This window comes from Pseudomonas sp. 18058 (assembly GCF_902706155.1).
Taxonomy (GTDB): domain Bacteria; phylum Pseudomonadota; class Gammaproteobacteria; order Pseudomonadales; family Pseudomonadaceae; genus Aquipseudomonas; species Aquipseudomonas rustica.
In genome coordinates, this window is record NZ_CACSJY010000062.1 from 15,935 (window position 1) to 33,614 (window position 17,680).

At 57.2% G+C, this 17,680-nt stretch carries 14 protein-coding genes and 1 pseudogene; 4 read left to right on the forward strand and 11 right to left on the reverse strand.

The features are described from left to right. Nucleotide 1: 1 nt before the first annotated feature. Both GVL50_RS24430 and GVL50_RS24435 read right to left on the reverse strand, forming a co-directional pair. Entirely contained in the window at nucleotides 2-907 is a 906-nt protein-coding gene (locus GVL50_RS24430; protein ID WP_159815348.1) for a glycine betaine ABC transporter substrate-binding protein, read from the reverse strand. 21 nt (nucleotides 908-928) lie between these two features. After that, nucleotides 929-1,645, reverse strand: a complete 717-nt coding sequence (locus tag GVL50_RS24435) for an ABC transporter permease (RefSeq protein WP_053117060.1) — start codon at nucleotides 1,643-1,645, stop codon at nucleotides 929-931. Nucleotides 1,646-2,065: 420 nt separating this feature from the next. Between GVL50_RS24435 and GVL50_RS24440 the strand changes: the two genes are divergently transcribed. The 3 genes from GVL50_RS24440 (at nucleotide 2,066) to GVL50_RS24450 (ending at nucleotide 5,531) form a co-directional block, all read left to right on the forward strand. Beyond that, complete coding sequence (locus GVL50_RS24440) at nucleotides 2,066-3,649, forward strand: peptide chain release factor 3 (protein ID WP_159815349.1); 1,584 nt, start codon at nucleotides 2,066-2,068, stop codon at nucleotides 3,647-3,649. A gap of 901 nt (nucleotides 3,650-4,550) precedes the next feature. After that, the gene (locus GVL50_RS24445; protein ID WP_159815350.1) at nucleotides 4,551-4,811 is read left to right on the forward strand and encodes a hypothetical protein; all 261 of its coding nucleotides are present in this window, start codon (nucleotides 4,551-4,553) and stop codon (nucleotides 4,809-4,811) included. Nucleotides 4,812-5,111: 300 nt separating this feature from the next. Then, nucleotides 5,112-5,531, forward strand: a complete 420-nt coding sequence (locus tag GVL50_RS24450) for a hypothetical protein (protein WP_159815351.1) — start codon at nucleotides 5,112-5,114, stop codon at nucleotides 5,529-5,531. Nucleotides 5,532-5,765: 234 nt separating this feature from the next. Here GVL50_RS24450 and GVL50_RS24455 read toward each other — a convergent pair. Next, nucleotides 5,766-5,882, reverse strand: a pseudogene (locus tag GVL50_RS24455) (dipeptide ABC transporter ATP-binding protein); the annotation flags it as partial. Between the two features lie 170 nt (nucleotides 5,883-6,052). Here GVL50_RS24455 and GVL50_RS24460 point away from each other — a divergent pair. Further along, nucleotides 6,053-6,499: a hypothetical protein gene (locus GVL50_RS24460; protein WP_159815352.1), complete on the forward strand. Its 447-nt coding sequence runs from the start codon at nucleotides 6,053-6,055 to the stop codon at nucleotides 6,497-6,499. Between the two features lie 91 nt (nucleotides 6,500-6,590). Here the strand turns inward: GVL50_RS24460 and GVL50_RS24465 are convergent, their stop codons facing one another. The 8 genes from GVL50_RS24465 to GVL50_RS24500 all read right to left on the reverse strand — a co-directional run bounded on the left by GVL50_RS24465 (nucleotide 6,591) and on the right by GVL50_RS24500 (nucleotide 17,360). Beyond that, complete coding sequence (locus GVL50_RS24465; RefSeq protein ID WP_053117064.1) at nucleotides 6,591-7,571, reverse strand: peptide ABC transporter ATP-binding protein; 981 nt, start codon at nucleotides 7,569-7,571, stop codon at nucleotides 6,591-6,593. Further along, nucleotides 7,571-8,539 carry an ABC transporter ATP-binding protein gene (locus GVL50_RS24470; RefSeq protein ID WP_129389065.1) on the reverse strand — a complete coding sequence of 323 codons (969 nt, stop codon included), beginning with the start codon at nucleotides 8,537-8,539 and terminating at the stop codon, nucleotides 7,571-7,573. Before GVL50_RS24470 ends, GVL50_RS24465 begins: the two co-directional genes overlap by 1 nt. Before the next feature lie 10 nt (nucleotides 8,540-8,549). Then, on the reverse strand, nucleotides 8,550-9,476 hold the full coding sequence (locus GVL50_RS24475) for an ABC transporter permease subunit (RefSeq protein WP_159815353.1): 927 nt from the start codon (nucleotides 9,474-9,476) through the stop codon (nucleotides 8,550-8,552). 11 nt (nucleotides 9,477-9,487) lie between these two features. Then, nucleotides 9,488-10,498 (reverse strand): ABC transporter permease subunit, encoded by a 1,011-nt coding sequence (locus GVL50_RS24480; protein WP_053117067.1) that lies wholly within the window; start codon nucleotides 10,496-10,498, stop codon nucleotides 9,488-9,490. 73 nt (nucleotides 10,499-10,571) lie between these two features. Next, entirely contained in the window at nucleotides 10,572-12,167 is a 1,596-nt protein-coding gene (locus GVL50_RS24485; RefSeq protein ID WP_159815354.1) for an ABC transporter substrate-binding protein, read from the reverse strand. A gap of 76 nt (nucleotides 12,168-12,243) precedes the next feature. Then, nucleotides 12,244-13,662 carry an OprD family porin gene (locus GVL50_RS24490; RefSeq protein WP_159815355.1) on the reverse strand — a complete coding sequence of 473 codons (1,419 nt, stop codon included), beginning with the start codon at nucleotides 13,660-13,662 and terminating at the stop codon, nucleotides 12,244-12,246. 174 nt (nucleotides 13,663-13,836) lie between these two features. Then, the gene (locus GVL50_RS24495) at nucleotides 13,837-15,435 is read right to left on the reverse strand and encodes an ABC transporter substrate-binding protein (protein WP_159815356.1); all 1,599 of its coding nucleotides are present in this window, start codon (nucleotides 15,433-15,435) and stop codon (nucleotides 13,837-13,839) included. A gap of 299 nt (nucleotides 15,436-15,734) precedes the next feature. Further along, nucleotides 15,735-17,360, reverse strand: coding sequence for an ABC transporter substrate-binding protein (locus tag GVL50_RS24500; protein WP_159815357.1), 1,626 nt, complete (start codon nucleotides 17,358-17,360; stop codon nucleotides 15,735-15,737). Nucleotides 17,361-17,680 lie beyond the last annotated feature (320 nt).

Genomic DNA, 17,680 nt, shown 5'->3' on the forward strand with positions numbered 1-17,680 from the left:
TTTAATTCAGCGGATGTTGGCGCAGGAAATCGGCGGCAACGGACGATGGGCTTTCATGATCGACATCGACCCGCGCGTTGAGCTGGCGCATGGTTTCGTCGTCGAACAGTTCGGCCAGCGGCTTGAGTTGCTCGGCCAGTTTCGGGTTGGCGTCCAGTGTTGCCTGGCGCACTACGGGTGCAGCGGTGTAATCGGGGAAGTAGTGTTTGTCGTCTTCGAGCAGTTTCAGGCCAAAGGCGCTGAGGCGACCGTCGGTGGTGTAGACCAGACCGGCGAACACCTGACCGTTGCGCAACGCCGTGTAAACCAGCCCGGCATCCATCTGGCGGATGTTCTTGCGGGTCAGGTTCATGCCGTAGAGGTCGACCATGCCGATCAGGCCGTCGGAGCGGTTGGCGAACTCGGTGTCCAGCGCCACCAGGTGATTGGTCTTGGCTTCAGCGCGCAGCACCTCGTTCAACTGGCTGATGTTGGTGATCTGCGGATATTTCTCAGCCACTTTTTTCGGCAGCGCGAGGGCGTAGGTGTTGCTGAATTTCGACGGCGTCAGCCAGATCAGGCCTTTTTTGGCGTCGAGTTCTTTCACCCGGGCGTAGGACTGTGCGCTGTCGAGTTTCTCGGTGACATGGTTGTAAGCCACCAGCGACACGCCGGTGTACTCCCAGAGCAAGTCCAGTTGCCCGCTTTCGTGAGCGCTGCGGGCGAGGTTGCTGCCCAGACCGCCAGTGATCTGCGCGTCGTAGCCTTTACTGCGCAGGTACTGCGCGGTGATTTCCGCGAGCAGGGTTTGCTCGGTGAAGACCCGGGCGCCGAGGCGAATCACCGGTTTGTCAGCGGCTTGCGCGATGCCGGCGAACAGCAGGGCGCTGCTCAGCATCAGGCTTAGAATCAAGCTAAATCGTTTCATAGGTATTCCTTCGCAAAAGCCTTAAGACGTGCGCAAACCGCGTTCCAGCCAGAGACGGCTGGCGAGTGTGACGACGCCATCAAGCAGCAACGCGAGCAGTGCGGTGCACGCAGCGCCGAGTACCAGTTGCGGCTGATTGTTCAGGGCGATGCCGGGGAAGATCAGACTGCCGAGGCTGTTGGCGCCGATCAGGAATGCCAGCGGCGCGGTGCCGACGTTGATCGCCAGGGCCACACGCACACCGCCGACAATGATCGGCACGGCGTTGGGCAATTCGACTTTCCACAGCACTTGGCGCGGCGTCATGCCGATGCCGACGGCCGCTTCTTTAAGCGATCCCTGAACGTTTTTAAGGCCTTCGTAGGTGTTGCGCACAATCGGCAACAAGGAGGCGAGGAATAAAGCGAAGATCGCCGGGCCACTGCCGATGCCGAGGACGCCCAAGGCAATCGCGAGCACGGCCAGCGGAGGCACGGTGTTACCGATGTTGAAGATTTGCATGAAGCGTTCGGCGCGTCCGACCATGGTCGGGCGACTGAGGAAGATGCCGGCGGGGATGCCCACGACAAGGGCGGCCAGCATTGAAGCGAGGACGAGAATCAGATGAGCTTGCAGGTAAAACAACAAATCGTCGCGGTAGTGTTCGATCGTGTTGATGCCGATCCAGTGGACCAGCAGGGCCAGGAGCGCGATCACCACCGCACCTCCAATCAGCCCTTTGCCATAGCGGATAGCCACAGGCGGACTCCTTTTTTTGTAGTCGGCAAACGCTCTCCCGTGTGGCATGCCATACATGGCTGCCGGGAATAAACGTTCGCGAGAAGCAGCTCCTTCAGCACCGGAAGAGCGGTCTGAAAGCGAGCCATGAGCGCAGCCTCGTCAGGCTAACTTGCTGATTTTTCAGCCCCTGACGACATGTCGTAACAGGGGATGGACGTCTCCGAGCGCTGAAAGGTTCCCACATAAGATGCCATCTGGCCACCTGTAGGAGCTGCCGAAGGCTGCGATCTTTTGACTTTGTTCTAGCGCAACAGAGCAAAAGATCGCAGCCTGCGGCAGCTCCTACAGGGTTTTGCGGGCCCGAGGGACGGTGGTTCGGCGGTTACTTTTTAAGCTATACTCGCCGCCCTTTTTTGAATCACCGCCAGGCGATTTCCCATGACCAACCAGGCCGCCGAAGTCGCGAAACGCCGCACTTTCGCCATTATTTCCCACCCCGATGCCGGTAAAACCACGATCACCGAAAAGCTCCTGTTGATGGGCAAGGCGATTGCAGTGGCCGGTACGGTGAAATCCCGTAAATCCGATCGCCATGCGACATCCGACTGGATGGAGATGGAAAAGCAGCGGGGTATTTCCATTACCACGTCGGTCATGCAGTTCCCGTATCGCGAACACATGATCAACCTGCTCGACACCCCGGGCCACGAAGACTTCTCTGAAGATACTTATCGCACCCTGACGGCGGTCGACTCGGCGCTGATGGTGCTCGACGGCGGTAAAGGTGTTGAGCCGCGTACCATTGCGCTGATGGACGTCTGCCGTCTGCGTGACACGCCGATCGTCAGCTTCATCAACAAACTCGACCGTGACATCCGCGACCCGATCGAACTGCTCGACGAAATCGAAGCCGTTCTGAAGATCAAAGCCGCGCCGATCACCTGGCCGATCGGTTGCTACCGCGACTTCAAAGGCGTGTACCACCTGGCCGATGACTACATCATTGTTTACACTGCCGGTCATGGTCACGAACGCACCGAAACCAAGATCATCGAGAAACTCGACTCCGACGAAGCCCGCGCACACCTGGGTGACGAGTACGACCGTTTCATCGATCAACTGGAGCTGGTTCAGGGCGCCTGCCACGAATTCAACCAGCAGGAATTCCTCGACGGTCAGCTGACCCCGGTGTTCTTCGGTACGGCTTTGGGCAACTTTGGTGTTGACCATGTCCTCGACGCCGTTGTCGATTGGGCCCCGCGTCCATTGGCCCGTGTCGCCAACGAACGTACCGTTGAGCCGGTCGAAGAGAAGTTCTCCGGCTTCATCTTCAAGATCCAGGCAAACATGGATCCCAAGCACCGTGACCGTATCGCCTTCATGCGCATTTGCTCCGGCAAGTACGAAAAAGGCATGAAGATGCGCCACGTGCGCACTGGCAAGGACGTGCGCATCGGCGATGCCCTGACGTTCTTCTCCTCCGAGCGTGAGCAACTGGAAGAAGCCTTTGCCGGCGACATCATCGGTCTGCACAACCATGGCACCATCCAGATCGGCGACACCTTCAGCGAAGGCGAAACCCTCGGTTTCACCGGCATCCCGCACTTTGCGCCGGAACTGTTCCGTCGTGTGCGTCTGCGTGATCCGCTGAAGTCCAAGCAGTTGCGTCAGGGTCTGCAGCAGTTGGCCGAAGAGGGTGCAACGCAGGTGTTCTTCCCGGAGCGCAGCAACGACATCATTCTTGGCGCCGTGGGTGTGCTGCAGTTTGATGTGGTCGCCAGCCGTTTGAAGGAGGAATACAAGGTTGAGTGCTCGTATGAGCCGATCACTGTGTATTCCGCGCGCTGGATTGAATGCAGCGACAAGAAGAAGCTTGAGGAGTTTTCCAACAAGGCTGTGGAGAACCTGGCGGTCGACGGTGGTGGGCATTTGACCTACCTCGCTCCGACTCGGGTTAACCTGGCGTTGATGGAAGAGCGCTGGCCGGACGTGAAATTCCGGGCGACGCGTGAGCATCACTAAGTTCTGAACTGTTTTGTCCGAAGCCCCCAAGGTGTATGCCTTGGGGGTTTTTTATTGCCTTGGGTTTGGGGGTATATCCGTTTCTGCGGGAGTTTCTGATTACGGTTTCGCCCTTACGGCGACTCACTTTTTTTACAAACGCCTAAAAAAAGTAAGCAAAAAAACGCTTGCTCCTACGTACGGCCCGCTCGCTGGAGCTCGGGGTTCCTTCGCTCCGGGATCGATCCGGGCGCAGCGCCTACGGTTTGCTTCGCTGCACCTCCTCTCGCTGTGTTTGGCTTCGCCAAACAGTCGCTGCGCTCCCACGCCCGGATCAATCCCTCCACTCAGCCTTCCGATGTCGCCTGTGGATCAAGATCAAGAGCAGGCGAGCTGACACTCGGCCTATTGAGTGGTGAGGAGCACGGGTTTCGACTTTGGATTTGTGGTTTTTTTGCCCCTCATCGGAACGCCGCCCGCCCAGCCCTCTCCCGAGGAAGAGGGGGCCGATTTTTAGGCTTTTCAAAATGTGCGTGCAACTCGGTATCCCACGTCGGCGTATCTCTTCCAGTCCACGCGGTCAGTCCCCTCTCCCACCGGGAGAGGGTTAGGGTGAGGGGCTTTTGATCACAAATCGGTTTTTTGTAATCTCGAGGTACTTGGCCACAGCGTTTGGCTAGCCAGTACGGTTCTTGTGCTGTTGTCCATTCCGTTGAACCGGCAAGCGAATCGTTAGCACGCCCTGCACAAACCTTCACTTAGGTGATTCAGCTATCAGTGTTATTCAAAAGCAATCTGTCCTTCGAGGGCATTTCCACTCCGCCTTTAGCGTCCTATCTGGTGAACACGGCTGATCGGAACTAGATTTCACACAGCGCCAGTCAGGCACGTATGTCTCACTTGGAAAAGGATGGAGTCGGCTATGAAGAGCAGATTGCTACGCGTTTTATTGCTATTGAAAGTAATGGTGATGCTGTCCCTCGGCACCGCGACGGCTTGGGCCGAGTGCGAGGATCATGATTCTCAGGCCTTCAACGGGCAGGTGGGGCATAGCGGCTTGATGCTCGCCAAATCCGAATCCGAGCCGGGCGATCAGGGGCAGGGCGGTGCCGCCGATGATGACGACTCGACCACTGACGAGCCGGACACTGATGATCCGGATGAGGGCGATAGCCAGACGTAGATCTAAGATCAAATAAACCCTTGGTTGCGATATCCCTGTAGGAGCTGCGGCACGCTGCGATCTTTTGATCTGGATTTTATCAATCAGAATCTAAAGATCGAAGCGTGCCGCAGCTCCTACAGTTTTAAAAACGTGTTGTCCGGATAGAGCAAGATCGACTTTTCGTCTGGAGCCGTTTGTCAGATTATCAGGATTATGTAGAGATACCTGTCAGATATGACAGTAGACGGCTTGTTATGCGGTCATTACAAATACATCCGCAAACGGGTGTTTTTCTAAATGACCAAAAGGAATTGCATGATGAGCGCTAACGAAAGTAAAAAAACCACTGGGCAGTTACAGGCGAAGGGTACTTCCGTGGAGGGATTTTCGACCAAGGATGTTCTGGTACATCAAAGCCTGTCCGATCAGGGTTTTAGTTTTGAGGGACGCAATGACAAAAACGAGTGGTTAACTTTCTTTGTGCGTACGCTGGATATTAGAACCGGTGAAAGTTACAAGATTGAGCAGTTTGGTTCTGCGGGGACGGCGACAGCGCATTATCAGGCTTCCGCAGACGTTAAATATGACGGTATTACTGGCTTTATCAAGTTTGTGAAGTTCGATAAGTTGACCCAGGAAGCCATCATCGAAGCTGAAGCAACGATCGCCAGAGTAAATGGCGAGGAGAAGAAGATCGTGGTCAAGGGGGAGTTTTCTGGTTTTGAGGGCAGTAACTAACAATGGCTAATCATCAGCTCTGAACCATCACTAAATAAACCTCCTGCTGTCTCGAATTATGCACATTCGAGACAGAAGGGGTTTTATCAATACTTGACTCTGTTTGAAACGCAATCCCTGTGGGAGCGGGCTTGTTCGCGAAAGCGGCGTGTCAGTCAACGAATAAAGTGACTGAAACGACGCTTTCGTGAGCAAGCCCACTTCCACAGTTTTTGCATCATCCTTCAGATTTGCTTACGCCGCGCCGTCGAGGAATTGCTCGGCGTAGTGGCAAGCCACATGCCAGTTATCCAGCGGACGCAGTGCCGGTTCTTCGGTGCTGCAACGCTCGGTCGCGTACGGGCAGTTTCGGATGGCGCTAGAAGAATACGAAAATTTATATTTTAGCGCATACCGTTTGTCGGCTTCCCCCAGTTAATGACAGGTACCTGTCAGAAGTGACAGTAGACAGGTTGCCGTGCGCGAAATATAAATGAGTTGGCAGGCTGGATGTTTTTTTGGACAACTAAAGGACTTGGATGATGACGAATAAAGAAGGAAAAAATACCAGTGGGCACCTGAAGGCCACCATTACTGGTGAAGATGTTTTTTATAGTGAGAAGGTTCGGGTGTTGCAACGACTGGAGGATGGAAGTTATCAGTTTGATGCTGATAAAGGTGATGGAGAATGGCTGGCTTTGGTCGTGCGCACCCTTAATGTGGAGGTGGGGAGATCTTATAAGATAGATCGGTTTGGCGGTGAGGGGACAGCGAATGCTGTCTACTATGCTTCCTGTGAAAGTTCGTATAATGGCATTTTAGGCGAAGTCAAAGTAACTAAATTCGATCAGCTTTCGCAGACAGCTGTCGTTGAGGCTAACGTCTCTGTTGTCAATGACGCGGATAAGAAAAAGAAGATCGAGGCGAAAGGCAGTTTCGAAGGTTTCGAAGTTTCGATGTTGCAAGGTTTGGATTTTTGTAAGCCGTAATTGTCAGAACTCTTCTCTCACTGACGTTACAGAAATCCAATTGAGCAACAAGTTGAAAAAGCACGCCCACTTTTAAGTGGGCGTGCTTTTTTTAAGCCGCGCCGTCGAGGAATTGCTCGGCGTAGTGGCAAGCCACCTGCCGGTTATCCAGCGGACGCAGTGCCGGTTCTTCGGTGCTGCAACGCTCGGTCGCGTACGGGCAGCGCTTGTGGAAAGCGCAGCCCGGTGGCGGGTTCAGCGGGTTAGGCAGTTCGCCGACGATTTTGATTTTCGGCTTGTTCGGATCCGGGTGAATGGTCGGGGTCGCCGACAGCAGCGCCTGGGTGTACGGGTGCAGCGGGCGTTCGTAGATGTCGTTCTTCGGGCCCATTTCTACCGGGCGGCCGAGGTACATCACCATCACGTCATCGGCGACGTGTTGCACCACCGCGAGGTTGTGCGAGATGAACACGTAAGCGGTGTTGAACTCCTGCTGCAGATCCATGAACAGGTTGAGCACCTGCGCCTGAATCGACACGTCGAGCGCGGAAGTCGGTTCGTCCGCCACCAGCACTTTCGGTTGCAGCATCATCGCGCGCGCCAGGGCGATACGCTGGCGCTGGCCGCCGGAGAACATGTGCGGATAACGCTGGTAGTGCTCAGGGCGCAAGCCGACCTGCTTCATCATCGCCTGGACTTTCTCGCGACGTTCGGCGGCGGACAGGTTGGTGTTGATCAGTAAAGGTTCGCCGAGCTGGTCACCGACTTTCTGTCGTGGATTCAACGAGGCGTACGGGCTCTGGAACACCATCTGCACGTCTTTGCGCAGTTGCTTGCGCTGAGCCTTGTCGGCGCCGGCGACTTCCTGTCCGGCGATTTTCAACGAGCCGGAAGAAGGCTCTTCAATCAGCGTCAACGCACGGGCGAGGGTGGATTTGCCGCAACCCGACTCGCCTACAACAGCGAGGGTCTTGCCGGCTTCCAGTTCGAACGACACGCCGTTGAGTGCGCGCACGGTCGCGTGACCCTTGAACAGGCCACGGGAGACTTCGTAGTGACGGGTGAGGTCGCGGGCGGTAAGTACGACGGCCATTACGCCACCTCCTGATTCAGCGGGTAGAAGCAGCGGGCGAGGCTGTGGGCTTTCGGATCAAGACCTGGACGCTGCGCGCGGCAGCTGTCCTGCACGTACGGGCAGCGCGGCGACAGCAGGCAACCCTGCGGACGGTCGTAACGGCCCGGAACGATGCCCGGCAGGGTCGACAGACGTGAGGCGCCGAGGCTGTGCTCGGGAATCGCCTTGAGCAGCGCTTCGCTGTACGGGTGCGCCGGGATGTCGAACAGTTGCGGCACTTGGCCGACTTCCACGGCTTGGCCGGCGTACATCACGCAGACGCGCTGGGCGGTTTCTGCCACGACCGCGAGGTCGTGAGTGATCAGCACCAGGCCCATGTTCTGTTCTTTCTGCAACGCCAGCAGCAGATCCATGATCTGCGCCTGAATCGTCACGTCCAGAGCCGTGGTCGGTTCGTCGGCGATCAGCAGTTTCGGCTCGCCGGCAATCGCCATGGCGATCGCAACGCGCTGGCTCATACCGCCGGACAGTTGATGCGGGTAGGCGTCCATACGGCTGGCGGCGCCCGGGATTTCGACTTTTTCCAGCAGTTCGATCGCACGTTTGCGCGCTTGCTTGCCGGACATTTTCAGGTGCAGACGCAGCACTTCTTCGATCTGGAAACCGACGGTGTAGCTCGGGTTCAGCGCGGTCATCGGATCCTGAAAAACCATCGACAGGTCTTTGCCGACGATCTGCCGACGCTGACGGTTGCTCAGCTTGAGCATGTCTTTGCCGTCAAAGTTGAGCGAGTCGGCGGTGACGATGCCGGGATGCTCGATCAGGCCCATCAGCGCCATCATGGTCACGGATTTACCCGAGCCCGATTCGCCGACGATGGCCAGTACTTCGCCTTTGTCGACTTTCAGGTCGAGGCCGTCGACCACCGGGGTCGCGGTCTTGTCGCCGAAGCGAACGTTGAGATTCTTGATTTCTAGCAGTGACATGGGAATCTCCTCAGGCGGCGTTCTTGAGTTTCGGGTCGAGCGCATCGCGCAGACCGTCGCCCATCAAGTTGATTGCCAGCACGCTGAGCAAAATGGTCAAACCAGGCAGGCTCACCACCCACCAGGCGCGTTCGATGTAGTCGCGGGCCGAAGCCAGCATGGTGCCCCACTCAGGGGTTGGCGGTTGTACGCCAAGGCCGAGGAAGCCCAACGCAGCGGCATCGAGAATCGCCGAGGAGAAGCTCAGGGTCGCCTGAACGATCAGCGGTGCCATGCAGTTCGGCAGCACGGTGATGAACATCAGGCGTGGCAGACCGGCACCAGCGAGGCGCGCGGCGGTCACGTAGTCGCGGTTCAGTTCGCCCATCACGGCGGCACGGGTCAGACGCACGTAGGACGGCAGGGAAACCACAGCAATCGCAATCACGGTGTTGATCAGGCCAGGGCCGAGGATGGCGACAATCGCCACAGCCAGCAGCAATGACGGCAGGGCCAGCATGATGTCCATCAGACGCATGATGGTCGGGCCAATCATCTTCGGAAAGAAACCGGCGAACAGACCGAGGAGGATCCCCGGAATCAGCGACATCACCACCGACGACAAACCGATCAGCAGCGACAGGCGCGAGCCCTGAATCAGACGCGACAGCAGGTCACGACCCAGTTCATCGGTGCCGAGCAGGAACTGAATCTGCCCGCCTTCAAGCCACGCCGGCGGCGTCAGCAGGAAGTCGCGGTATTGCTCGCTCGGGTTGTGCGGGGCGACCCACGGCGCGAACAGCGCGCAGAAAATCACCAGCAACATGAACAGCAGGCCGGCAACCGCGCCCTTGTTCTTGGAGAAGGCTTGCCAGAATTCTTTGTACGGAGACGGGTACAGCAGGCTTTGATCCGCGGTGGTGGCGGACGTCGCTACTGAGGAAGTTGGAGTGCTCATTGGATTGGACCTCAGCGCTGATGACGGATGCGTGGGTTGGCAAAGCCGTAGAGGATGTCCACTACGAAGTTGACCAGAATCACCAGGCAGGCGATTAGCAGGATGCCGTTTTGCACAACCGGGTAGTCCCGGGCGCCGATGGCTTCGATCAGCCATTTACCGATGCCGGGCCAGGAGAAAATGGTTTCGGTCAGGACTGCACCGGCCAGCAGGGTGCCGACTTGCAGGCCGACCACGGTGAGTACCGGAATCAGCGCGTTACGCAGACCGTGGACGAACACCACGCGCGACGGCGACAGGCCTTTGGCCTTGGCGGTGCGGATATAGTCTTCACGCAGCACTTCGAGCATCGACGAACGGGTCATCCGCGCGATTACCGCCAGCGGAATGGTGCCGAGCACGATGGCCGGCAGGATCAGGTGATGCAACGCGTCAAAGAACGCCCCGACGTCATCGGCCAGCAGCGTGTCGATCAGCATGAAACCGGTGCGCGGCTCGATGTCGTAGAGCAGGTCGATCCGCCCGGAAACCGGCGTCCAGCCCAGGCTCACCGAGAAGAACATGATGAGGATCAGGCCCCACCAGAAGATCGGCATCGAATACCCCGCGAGGGAGATGCCCATCACCCCATGGTCGAACAGGGATCCTCGCTTGAGTGCCGCAATTACCCCGGCCAGAAGGCCCAGAATGCCGGCGAACAGCAGGGCGGCCATGGACAGTTCCAGGGTCGCCGGGAATAGAGAGGAGAACTCGGTCCATACGCTGGTGCGCGTGCGCAGGGATTCACCGAGATCGCCTTGAGCCAGTTTGCCGATGTAGTCCAGATACTGGGCATACAGCGGCTTGTTCAGACCTAGGCGTTCCATTGCCTGAGCGTGCATTTCGGGGTCGACCCGACGTTCGCCCATCATCACTTCCACGGGGTCGCCAGGGATCATGCGAATCAACGCGAAGGTCAGCAAGGTGATGCCGAAAAACGTGGGGATCAATAACCCCAGTCGGCGGGCAATAAAACTAAACATCTTGTGTAGTACCTCATCAGCCGGTTAGGCGTGCCCGGCGTCCCTGGGGTCAGGGACGCAGGGAGTTTCTTATCTACTTCACCTGGGTGGTGGCGAAGTTATTGGTTGTGAGAGGGCTGATTTGATAACCCTCTACGTTGTTGCGCATTGCCGTGAACATCCTGGTGTGGGCCATGCTGATCCATGGCTGATCCTGATTAAACAGCACTTGCGCCTGTTCGTAGAGCGCGGCGCGTTCGGCCGGATCTACTTTAGCCCGTGCTTCATCCAGCAGTGCCTGGAATTTCTCGTTGCACCAACGTGCATAGTTTTCGCCGTTCTTGGCCGCTTCACAACTGAGCATAGGCGTCAGGAAGTTATCCGGGTCGCCGTTGTCACCCGCCCATCCGGCAGACACCATGTCGTGCTCGCCGTTCTTGGCGCGTTTAAGCATTTCGCCCCATTCCATCACACGGATGTCGATTTTGATCCCGACTTTCGCCAGATCAGCCTGCATCATTTGCGCGCCGAGCATCGGATTCGGGTTGGTCGGGCCGCCGCCGTTACGGGTAAACAGGGTAAACACGGTGCCTTCCGGTACTCCGGCTTCCTTGAGCAGGGCGCGGGCCTTGTCGAGGTCGCGAGGCGGGTTTTTCAGGTCGTGGTTGTAGCCGAGCAAGGTCGGCGGGTATGGGTTGACCGCTACGGTAGCGTTGCCCTTGCCGAACACAGCGTTGACGTAGGCTTCCTTGTCGAAGGCAATGTCGATCGCTTTACGCACCCGCACGTCACTCATGTACTTGTGCTGAGTGTTCAAGGCGATGTAGGCAACGGTCATTGCGTCCAGTTCGTCGACTTTCAGATTGCTGTCTTTCTTGATGCTCGGGATGTCATCCGGTTTCGGGTATAGCGTGACCTGGCACTCGTTGGCCTTGAGTTTTTGCAGGCGCACGTTGTTGTCGATGGCGATCGCCAGAATCAACGCGTCGGCTGGCGGCTTGCCACGGAAGTAGTCCGGGTTGGCCTTGAAACGTACCTGCGCATCTTTGGCGTAACGCTGGAAGATGAACGGGCCGGTGCCGATCGGCTTGCTGTTCAGGTCGCCGGTCTTGTTGGCCTTGAGCAACTGGTCGGCGTATTCGGCCGGGTAGATCGAGGAGAACGCCATCGCGATGTCGGCCAGGAATGGCGCTTCGCGGCGGGTCAGGGTGAACTTGACCGTGTTGTCGTCGACTTTTTCTACGCTTTTCAGCAGTTCTTTGAAGCCCATGCTTTCAAAGTACGGGAAGCCCACGCTCGACAGTTTGTGCCACGGGTGATTCGGATCCAGCTGACGCTGGAAGCTCCAGACCACATCGTCGGCGTTCATGTCGCGGGTCGGCTTGAAGTATTCGGTGGTGTGAAATTTGACGCCTTTGCGCAGATGGAAGGTGTACGTCAGACCGTCTTCGCTGATGTCCCAGGATTCGGCGAGCGCCGGGATCACTTCAGTGCTGCCGGGCTTGAAATCGGCCAGGCGGTTGAAGATGGTTTCGGCCACAGCGTCTGCCGTGACTGCAGTTGTGTACTGAACCATATCGAAGCCTTCCGGGCTGGCTTCGGTGCAGACGACCAAGGGTTTGGCTGAGACGCCAACAGCGACACTCAGCAACGCAGCCGCGATGGCCGCACGTAGGGGAAGCATTTTCATCGATAACCCTCTGCAATCGGTTGAAGACAAAAAGCCGAACGGCCGACTCATCATGAGTCAGCCGTCGGCAGGCGTTTTACAGAATGTTGAACGGAATGGTGGTCACCAGACGGAACTCGTTGATGCTGCCGTCAGCCTGGTTTTCGCTGGCACGGTGAGCGGTGTAAGTGCCGCGAACCGTGGTGGCTTTGAGCGGGCCGCTCTGTACCGCATAGGTTGCACCGATGCCGTATTCATAGTGGGTTTCGCCGTCCATCGCCTGCACGCCGTCGTAGCCGCCACCCTTGTAGTGAGTGCCGTCGATGCCCCAGCCGCGCGCCTGGTAGATGTTGAACTTCAGGCCTGGCACGCCGTATTCGGCCATGTTGATGCCGTAGGAAACCTGGAAGGATTTCTCGTTCGGGCCGTTGAAGTCGGACAGCAGGGAGTTGGCCAGGTAGATGCCGTTGGTTTCGTGCAGGTAGTCGAAGTACTCGTTACCGTTCACTTCCTGATACGAGAAAGTCAGGGTGTGGGCCAGGTGAGTCAGGCCGAACGACAGCGAGTAGGTGTCGTTGTCGATTTCGCCGAGCAGCTTTTTGCCTTCGTCGACGGTTTTGTAGTAGTTCAGGCCGGTGGTCAGGCTCAGTACCGAGCTGTCGCCCAATACGTGCGTGGCGCCGAAGTAGTACTGGTTCCAGATGTCTTCGGCCTGCGTGCCCCAGAGGCTGGTGGTCAGGCTGGCGAATGGCTGGTAGGAAATACCGGCGGTGTTGACGTGATCGGATTCCATCCGGCCGTTACCGTACTCGGTGCGGAATTTTTGCAGGCTCTGCTCCGAACGTGGCGAGACGCGGTCGAAGGTCGCCACGTCGAATGCCAGGTTGTTGAGCTCTTCGCTGTGGATCGCGACACCTTCGAAGCTCGAAGGCAGGGCACGGTTACCGATCACGTCGACTTGCGGGCTGCTGAAGTTCATGCGGCCGGCGGTCAGGGTGGTGTTGGAAACACGCGCCTTGATGTTGGCCAGGCCCAGTTTGCTCCACTGATCAACGGCGTCGCCGTTGTCTTTGTGGGTCAGGGTACGGTTGTTACCGGAGGCCGTGCCGGTTTTCGGCGCGCCACCGTTACCGGAGGCCAGGTTCTCGCGATCACGCTCCAGCGCGAGGGCGTTGTAGGCCGCGATTTCAGTGCTGAAACCGACAGTACCCTCGGTGAAGCCCGAGTTGTACTTGACGATGGTGCCCTGAACCCAGTTGATCCGGCGGTCGGTCTCAGCCAGTTGACCGTCCTTTTTATAGGCGAACTTGGCGCCACGCTTCAGTTGCTCGTTGGCGTACCAGTTACGGGTCGAACCGCTGATCGATTGGCCTTCGACGAAACCGGTGGCTTCCGCCTGGGCGCTCTTGTCGTTGATCGTCACCGGGGTGAACGCCTGGCTCTGGGTTTCCGCATAAGCGGTTGCTGTGATGCTGCTTATGGCCAAGGCCAGTATCGCGGTGCTGCTCAGTTTCATGGGTGAAGCTCCTTTACTTTCTTTTTATGCCGGCTTTTTTGGGTTGGCCGGTTATTGGTTTAGAACTCATTCACACATCGCAAACGTTTGCCAAATACCTGATTGGCGAATTTCGGCAAAGCGCTTGCGTGAGGGGCTAGACGGGCCCCTCAGCGTTGCGGCTAATCGGTTGGGTTAATCGATGCTCACACCCGAGAAAACGTTGCGTCCGAAGGGGCTCACCTTGAACCCTTCGATTTTCGTGCTCAGCGGCTGGTTGACCGTCGAGTGGGCGACAGGCGTGATCGGCACTTGCTGTTTCAGCAACTGCTGAGCCTGTTTATAGAGAACGGTGCGCTGGTCGCGGTCGGTGACGACCTTGGCCTGTTTGATCAGCTTGTCGTACGCCGGATCGCACCACATGGAGTAGTTGTTACCGCCAATGGCGTCGCAGCTGTACAGCGTGCCGAGCCAGTTGTCGGGATCACCGTTGTCGCCGGTCCAGCCAATCAGGCTGATGTCGTGCTCGCCATTCTTGGTGCGCTTGATGTACTCGCCCCATTCGTAGCTGACGATCTTCACTTTCAGACCGATCTTGGCCCAGTCAGCCTGGAGCATTTCGGCCATCAGTTTGGCGTTCGGGTTGTACGGACGCTGCACCGGCATCGCCCACAGGGTGATCTCGGTGCCTTCCTTGACGCCCGCAGCCTTGAGCAGCTCTTTGGCTTTTTCCGGGTTGTAGGCGGCGTCTTTGATGCTGTCGTCGTAAGACCACTGGGTCGGTGGCATGGCGTTGACGGCCAATTGGCCGGCGCCTTGATAAACAGCGTTGAGAATCCCTTGTTTATTCACCGCCATGTCCAATGCCTGACGCACTTCGAGCTGATCGAACGGCTTGTGGCGGACGTTGTAGGCGATGTAACCGAGGTTGAAACCCGGTTTGGAGATCAGTTGCAGTTTCGGATCGTTCTTCAGCGCGTCGACATCGGCCGGACGCGGATGCAGGGTGATCTGGCACTCGTCAGCCTTGAGCTTCTGCACGCGCACGGAGGCGTCGGTGTTGATCGCGAAAATCAGGTTGTCGAGTTTGACCCGGCTCGGATCCCAGTACTGCTTGTTGCCGGTGAAGCGGATGTTCGAGTCTTTCTGATAGCTCTTGAACACGAACGGCCCGGTGCCGATCGGCTTCTGGTTGATGTCGCTCGGTTTGCCGTCGGCCAGCAGTTTGTCGGCGTATTCGGCGGACAGAACGGCGGCGAAGCTCATGGCGAGGTTCTGGATGAACGCGGCGTCGACGCTGTTGAGCGTGAACTCCACGGTCAGCGGCCCGGTCTTCTCGACCTTGGCGATGTTCTTGTTCAGGCTCATCCCGTTGAAATACGGGAACTCGGTCGGATAAGCCTTACGGAATGGCTGCTGTGGATCAAGCATGCGATTAAACGTGAACAGCACGTCGTCGGCATTGAAGTCGCGGGTCGGCTTGAAGTACGGCGTTGTATGAAATTTCACACCTTCACGTAAGTGAAACGTGTACTTGAGACCATCCTCGGAAATGTCCCACTTGGTGGCCAGACCCGGTACGACATTGGTCGCGCCTTTTTCGAACTCGACCAGACGGTTGTAGATAGGTTCGGCGGCATCGTTATCGGTGGCCGTGGTGTATTGCGCGGTGTCGAAACCCGCGGGGCTGCCTTCAGAGCAGAACACCAGACTTTTGCTGGCGGCGAAACTCGCGGACGTAGCGGCCATCAGGCCGGCGCCCAGCAATGCGGAAAAAACCAAGGTATGGCGCATGACGCTCCCTCTTTTTTAGTGTTGTGCAATGCGCCGCGTCTCGTCCTGAAACGTTGTGGTCGCATTGAGCTCAATCCAATACGTACGGCAAACCGGTGGCCCACACAGAAACTGGTCAGAACCCGACGGTATTTGCCGTGGGCCTGGCAGTAAATGCGTAAAAGCCTGAAAACCTCGTAGGAAAAGGCGACGCGGCCTCGCCACTGCAAGTCTCTGCAGCGGAATCAGCTGTAGGCAAATTCCTAACTTCCCGGCAGGTAAAACAGCGGCGACGTCATAAACGTCGCCGCTGCAGTGCCTTATTTGCTGACGCTGACGCCGTAGAAGGAATTCAAGCCGAATGGGCTGATCTTGAAGTCCTGCACGTTGGCGCGCATGGGTTGGTACACCGTCGAGTGAGCGATAGGTGTCATTGGGACTGCATCTTTGAGGACGTGTTGTGCCTCTTTGTACAGTTCGGTGCGTTTACCTTGGTCGGTTGTGCGCTTGGCTTCTTTGACGAGGCCGTCGAACTTCTTGTCGCACCACTTGGAGAAGTTGTTGCCGCTGAGCGAGTCGCAGCCGAACAGCACGTTCAGCCAGTTGTCCGGATCACCATTGTCACCGCTCCAGCCAATGATCATGGCCTGGTTCTCGCCACCTTTGGAGCGCTTGATGTACTCGCCCCACTCGTAGCTGGTGATCTTCACTTTCAAGCCGATCTTGGCCCAGTCGGACTGGAGCATTTCGGCCATCAGTTTGGCGTTCGGGTTGTATGGACGCTGAACCGGCATCGCCCACAGAACGATCTCGGTACCTTCCTTGACGCCGGCTTCCTTGAGCAGCTGTTTGGCTTTCTCAGGATCGTACTTGGCATCTTTGATGGTGGTGTCGTAAGACCACTGGGTCGGCGGCATGGCGTTGACGGCCAGTTGGCCCGCGCCCTGGTAAACCGAATCGATGATCTGTGGCTTGTTCACAGCCATGTCCAGCGCCTGACGCACGCGCAGGTCAGCCAGCGGGTTTGCTTCGTTGCTGCCTTTGACCTTGTCCATCACGTTGTAGGCGATGTAACCCAGGTTGAAACCCGCCTGGTCAGGCATCTTCAGTGCTGGATCTTCTTTCAGCGCTTTCAGGTCGGCCGGACGCGGGAACAGGGTGACCTGGCACTCGTTCTTTTTCAGCTTCTGAATACGTACCGACGGGTCGGTGGTGATGGCGAAGATCAGATTGTCAATCTTCACGTCTTCAGGCTTCCAGTAGTCCTTGTTCCCGGTGTAGCGGATGTTGGAGTCTTTCTGGTAGCTCTTGAACACGAACGGGCCAGTGCCGATCGGCTTCTGGTTGATGTCGGCGGCTTTGCCTTCCTTGAGCAGCTGGGCAGCGTACTCGGCGGATTGCACTGAAGCGAAGCTCATGGCCATGTTCTGGATGAACGCGGCGTCGACTTCTTTCAGGGTGAACTTGACGGTGTGGTCGTCGACTTTATCGATCTTGGTGATGTTGGTGTCCATCCCCATGTCGGTGAAGTACGGGAATTCGGTCGGGTACGCCTTACGGAACGGGTCATCCTTGTTAATCATGCGATTAAAGGTGAACAGCACGTCGTCGGCGTTGAACTCACGAGTCGGCTTGAAATACGGGGTGGTGTGGAACTTGACGCCTTCACGCAGGTGGAAGGTGTAAGTCAGGCCATCGTCGGAGATGTCCCACTTGGTCGCCAGACCAGGAATCACAGCGGTGCCGCCGCGTTCGAACTGGGTCAGACGGTTGAACATGGTTTCAGCTGAGGCGTCGAAGTCGGTTCCGGTGGTGTACTGGCCCGGGTCGAAACCGGCCGGGCTGCCTTCGGAGCAGAACACCAGGTTAGTCGCAGCGGATGCGAAAGGTGCGGAGGCTAACAAGCCTGCGCCGACTAGAAACGGAATGACCGCGTGTTTAAGCATGTTGGCCTCATGATTTGTTGTCATTTTTTAGTTGTGAGGTACGACCTCGTGAGTCGTGCCTGCGGATACTTATGCAGGGGCCATACCCATTGCAAGATCCAGAGTGTGCGCGAGCGTTAAACGGTGGCACGTACGTACCTTAATGTCGCATCTGTGTAAGTTTTGACGCATTTGACCGTTTGCGCGGGTTTTTTACGGTGCAAATGGAGCCCCAAAACGGTGCGTCGGTCACGTTGTGTGCGCCGGGGTGGGGCTGGGTGTTACTTATTTATACCGTTGGTTTTTGTAGGATTTTTCTGAGGTTTGGATGGGGGCTTGGT

Coding starts and splice junctions, on each gene's coding strand:
- GVL50_RS24430 (WP_159815348.1), bottom strand. CDS start 907: ATGAAACGATTTAGCTTGATTCTAAGCCTGATGCTGAGCAGCGCCCTG.
- GVL50_RS24440 (WP_159815349.1), top strand. CDS start 2,066: ATGACCAACCAGGCCGCCGAAGTCGCGAAACGCCGCACTTTCGCCATT.
- GVL50_RS24445 (WP_159815350.1), top strand. CDS start 4,551: ATGAAGAGCAGATTGCTACGCGTTTTATTGCTATTGAAAGTAATGGTG.
- GVL50_RS24450 (WP_159815351.1), top strand. CDS start 5,112: ATGAGCGCTAACGAAAGTAAAAAAACCACTGGGCAGTTACAGGCGAAG.
- GVL50_RS24460 (WP_159815352.1), top strand. CDS start 6,053: ATGACGAATAAAGAAGGAAAAAATACCAGTGGGCACCTGAAGGCCACC.
- GVL50_RS24465 (WP_053117064.1), bottom strand. CDS start 7,571: ATGGCCGTCGTACTTACCGCCCGCGACCTCACCCGTCACTACGAAGTC.
- GVL50_RS24470 (WP_129389065.1), bottom strand. CDS start 8,539: ATGTCACTGCTAGAAATCAAGAATCTCAACGTTCGCTTCGGCGACAAG.
- GVL50_RS24475 (WP_159815353.1), bottom strand. CDS start 9,476: ATGAGCACTCCAACTTCCTCAGTAGCGACGTCCGCCACCACCGCGGAT.
- GVL50_RS24480 (WP_053117067.1), bottom strand. CDS start 10,498: ATGTTTAGTTTTATTGCCCGCCGACTGGGGTTATTGATCCCCACGTTT.
- GVL50_RS24485 (WP_159815354.1), bottom strand. CDS start 12,167: ATGAAAATGCTTCCCCTACGTGCGGCCATCGCGGCTGCGTTGCTGAGT.
- GVL50_RS24490 (WP_159815355.1), bottom strand. CDS start 13,662: ATGAAACTGAGCAGCACCGCGATACTGGCCTTGGCCATAAGCAGCATC.
- GVL50_RS24495 (WP_159815356.1), bottom strand. CDS start 15,435: ATGCGCCATACCTTGGTTTTTTCCGCATTGCTGGGCGCCGGCCTGATG.
- GVL50_RS24500 (WP_159815357.1), bottom strand. CDS start 17,360: ATGCTTAAACACGCGGTCATTCCGTTTCTAGTCGGCGCAGGCTTGTTA.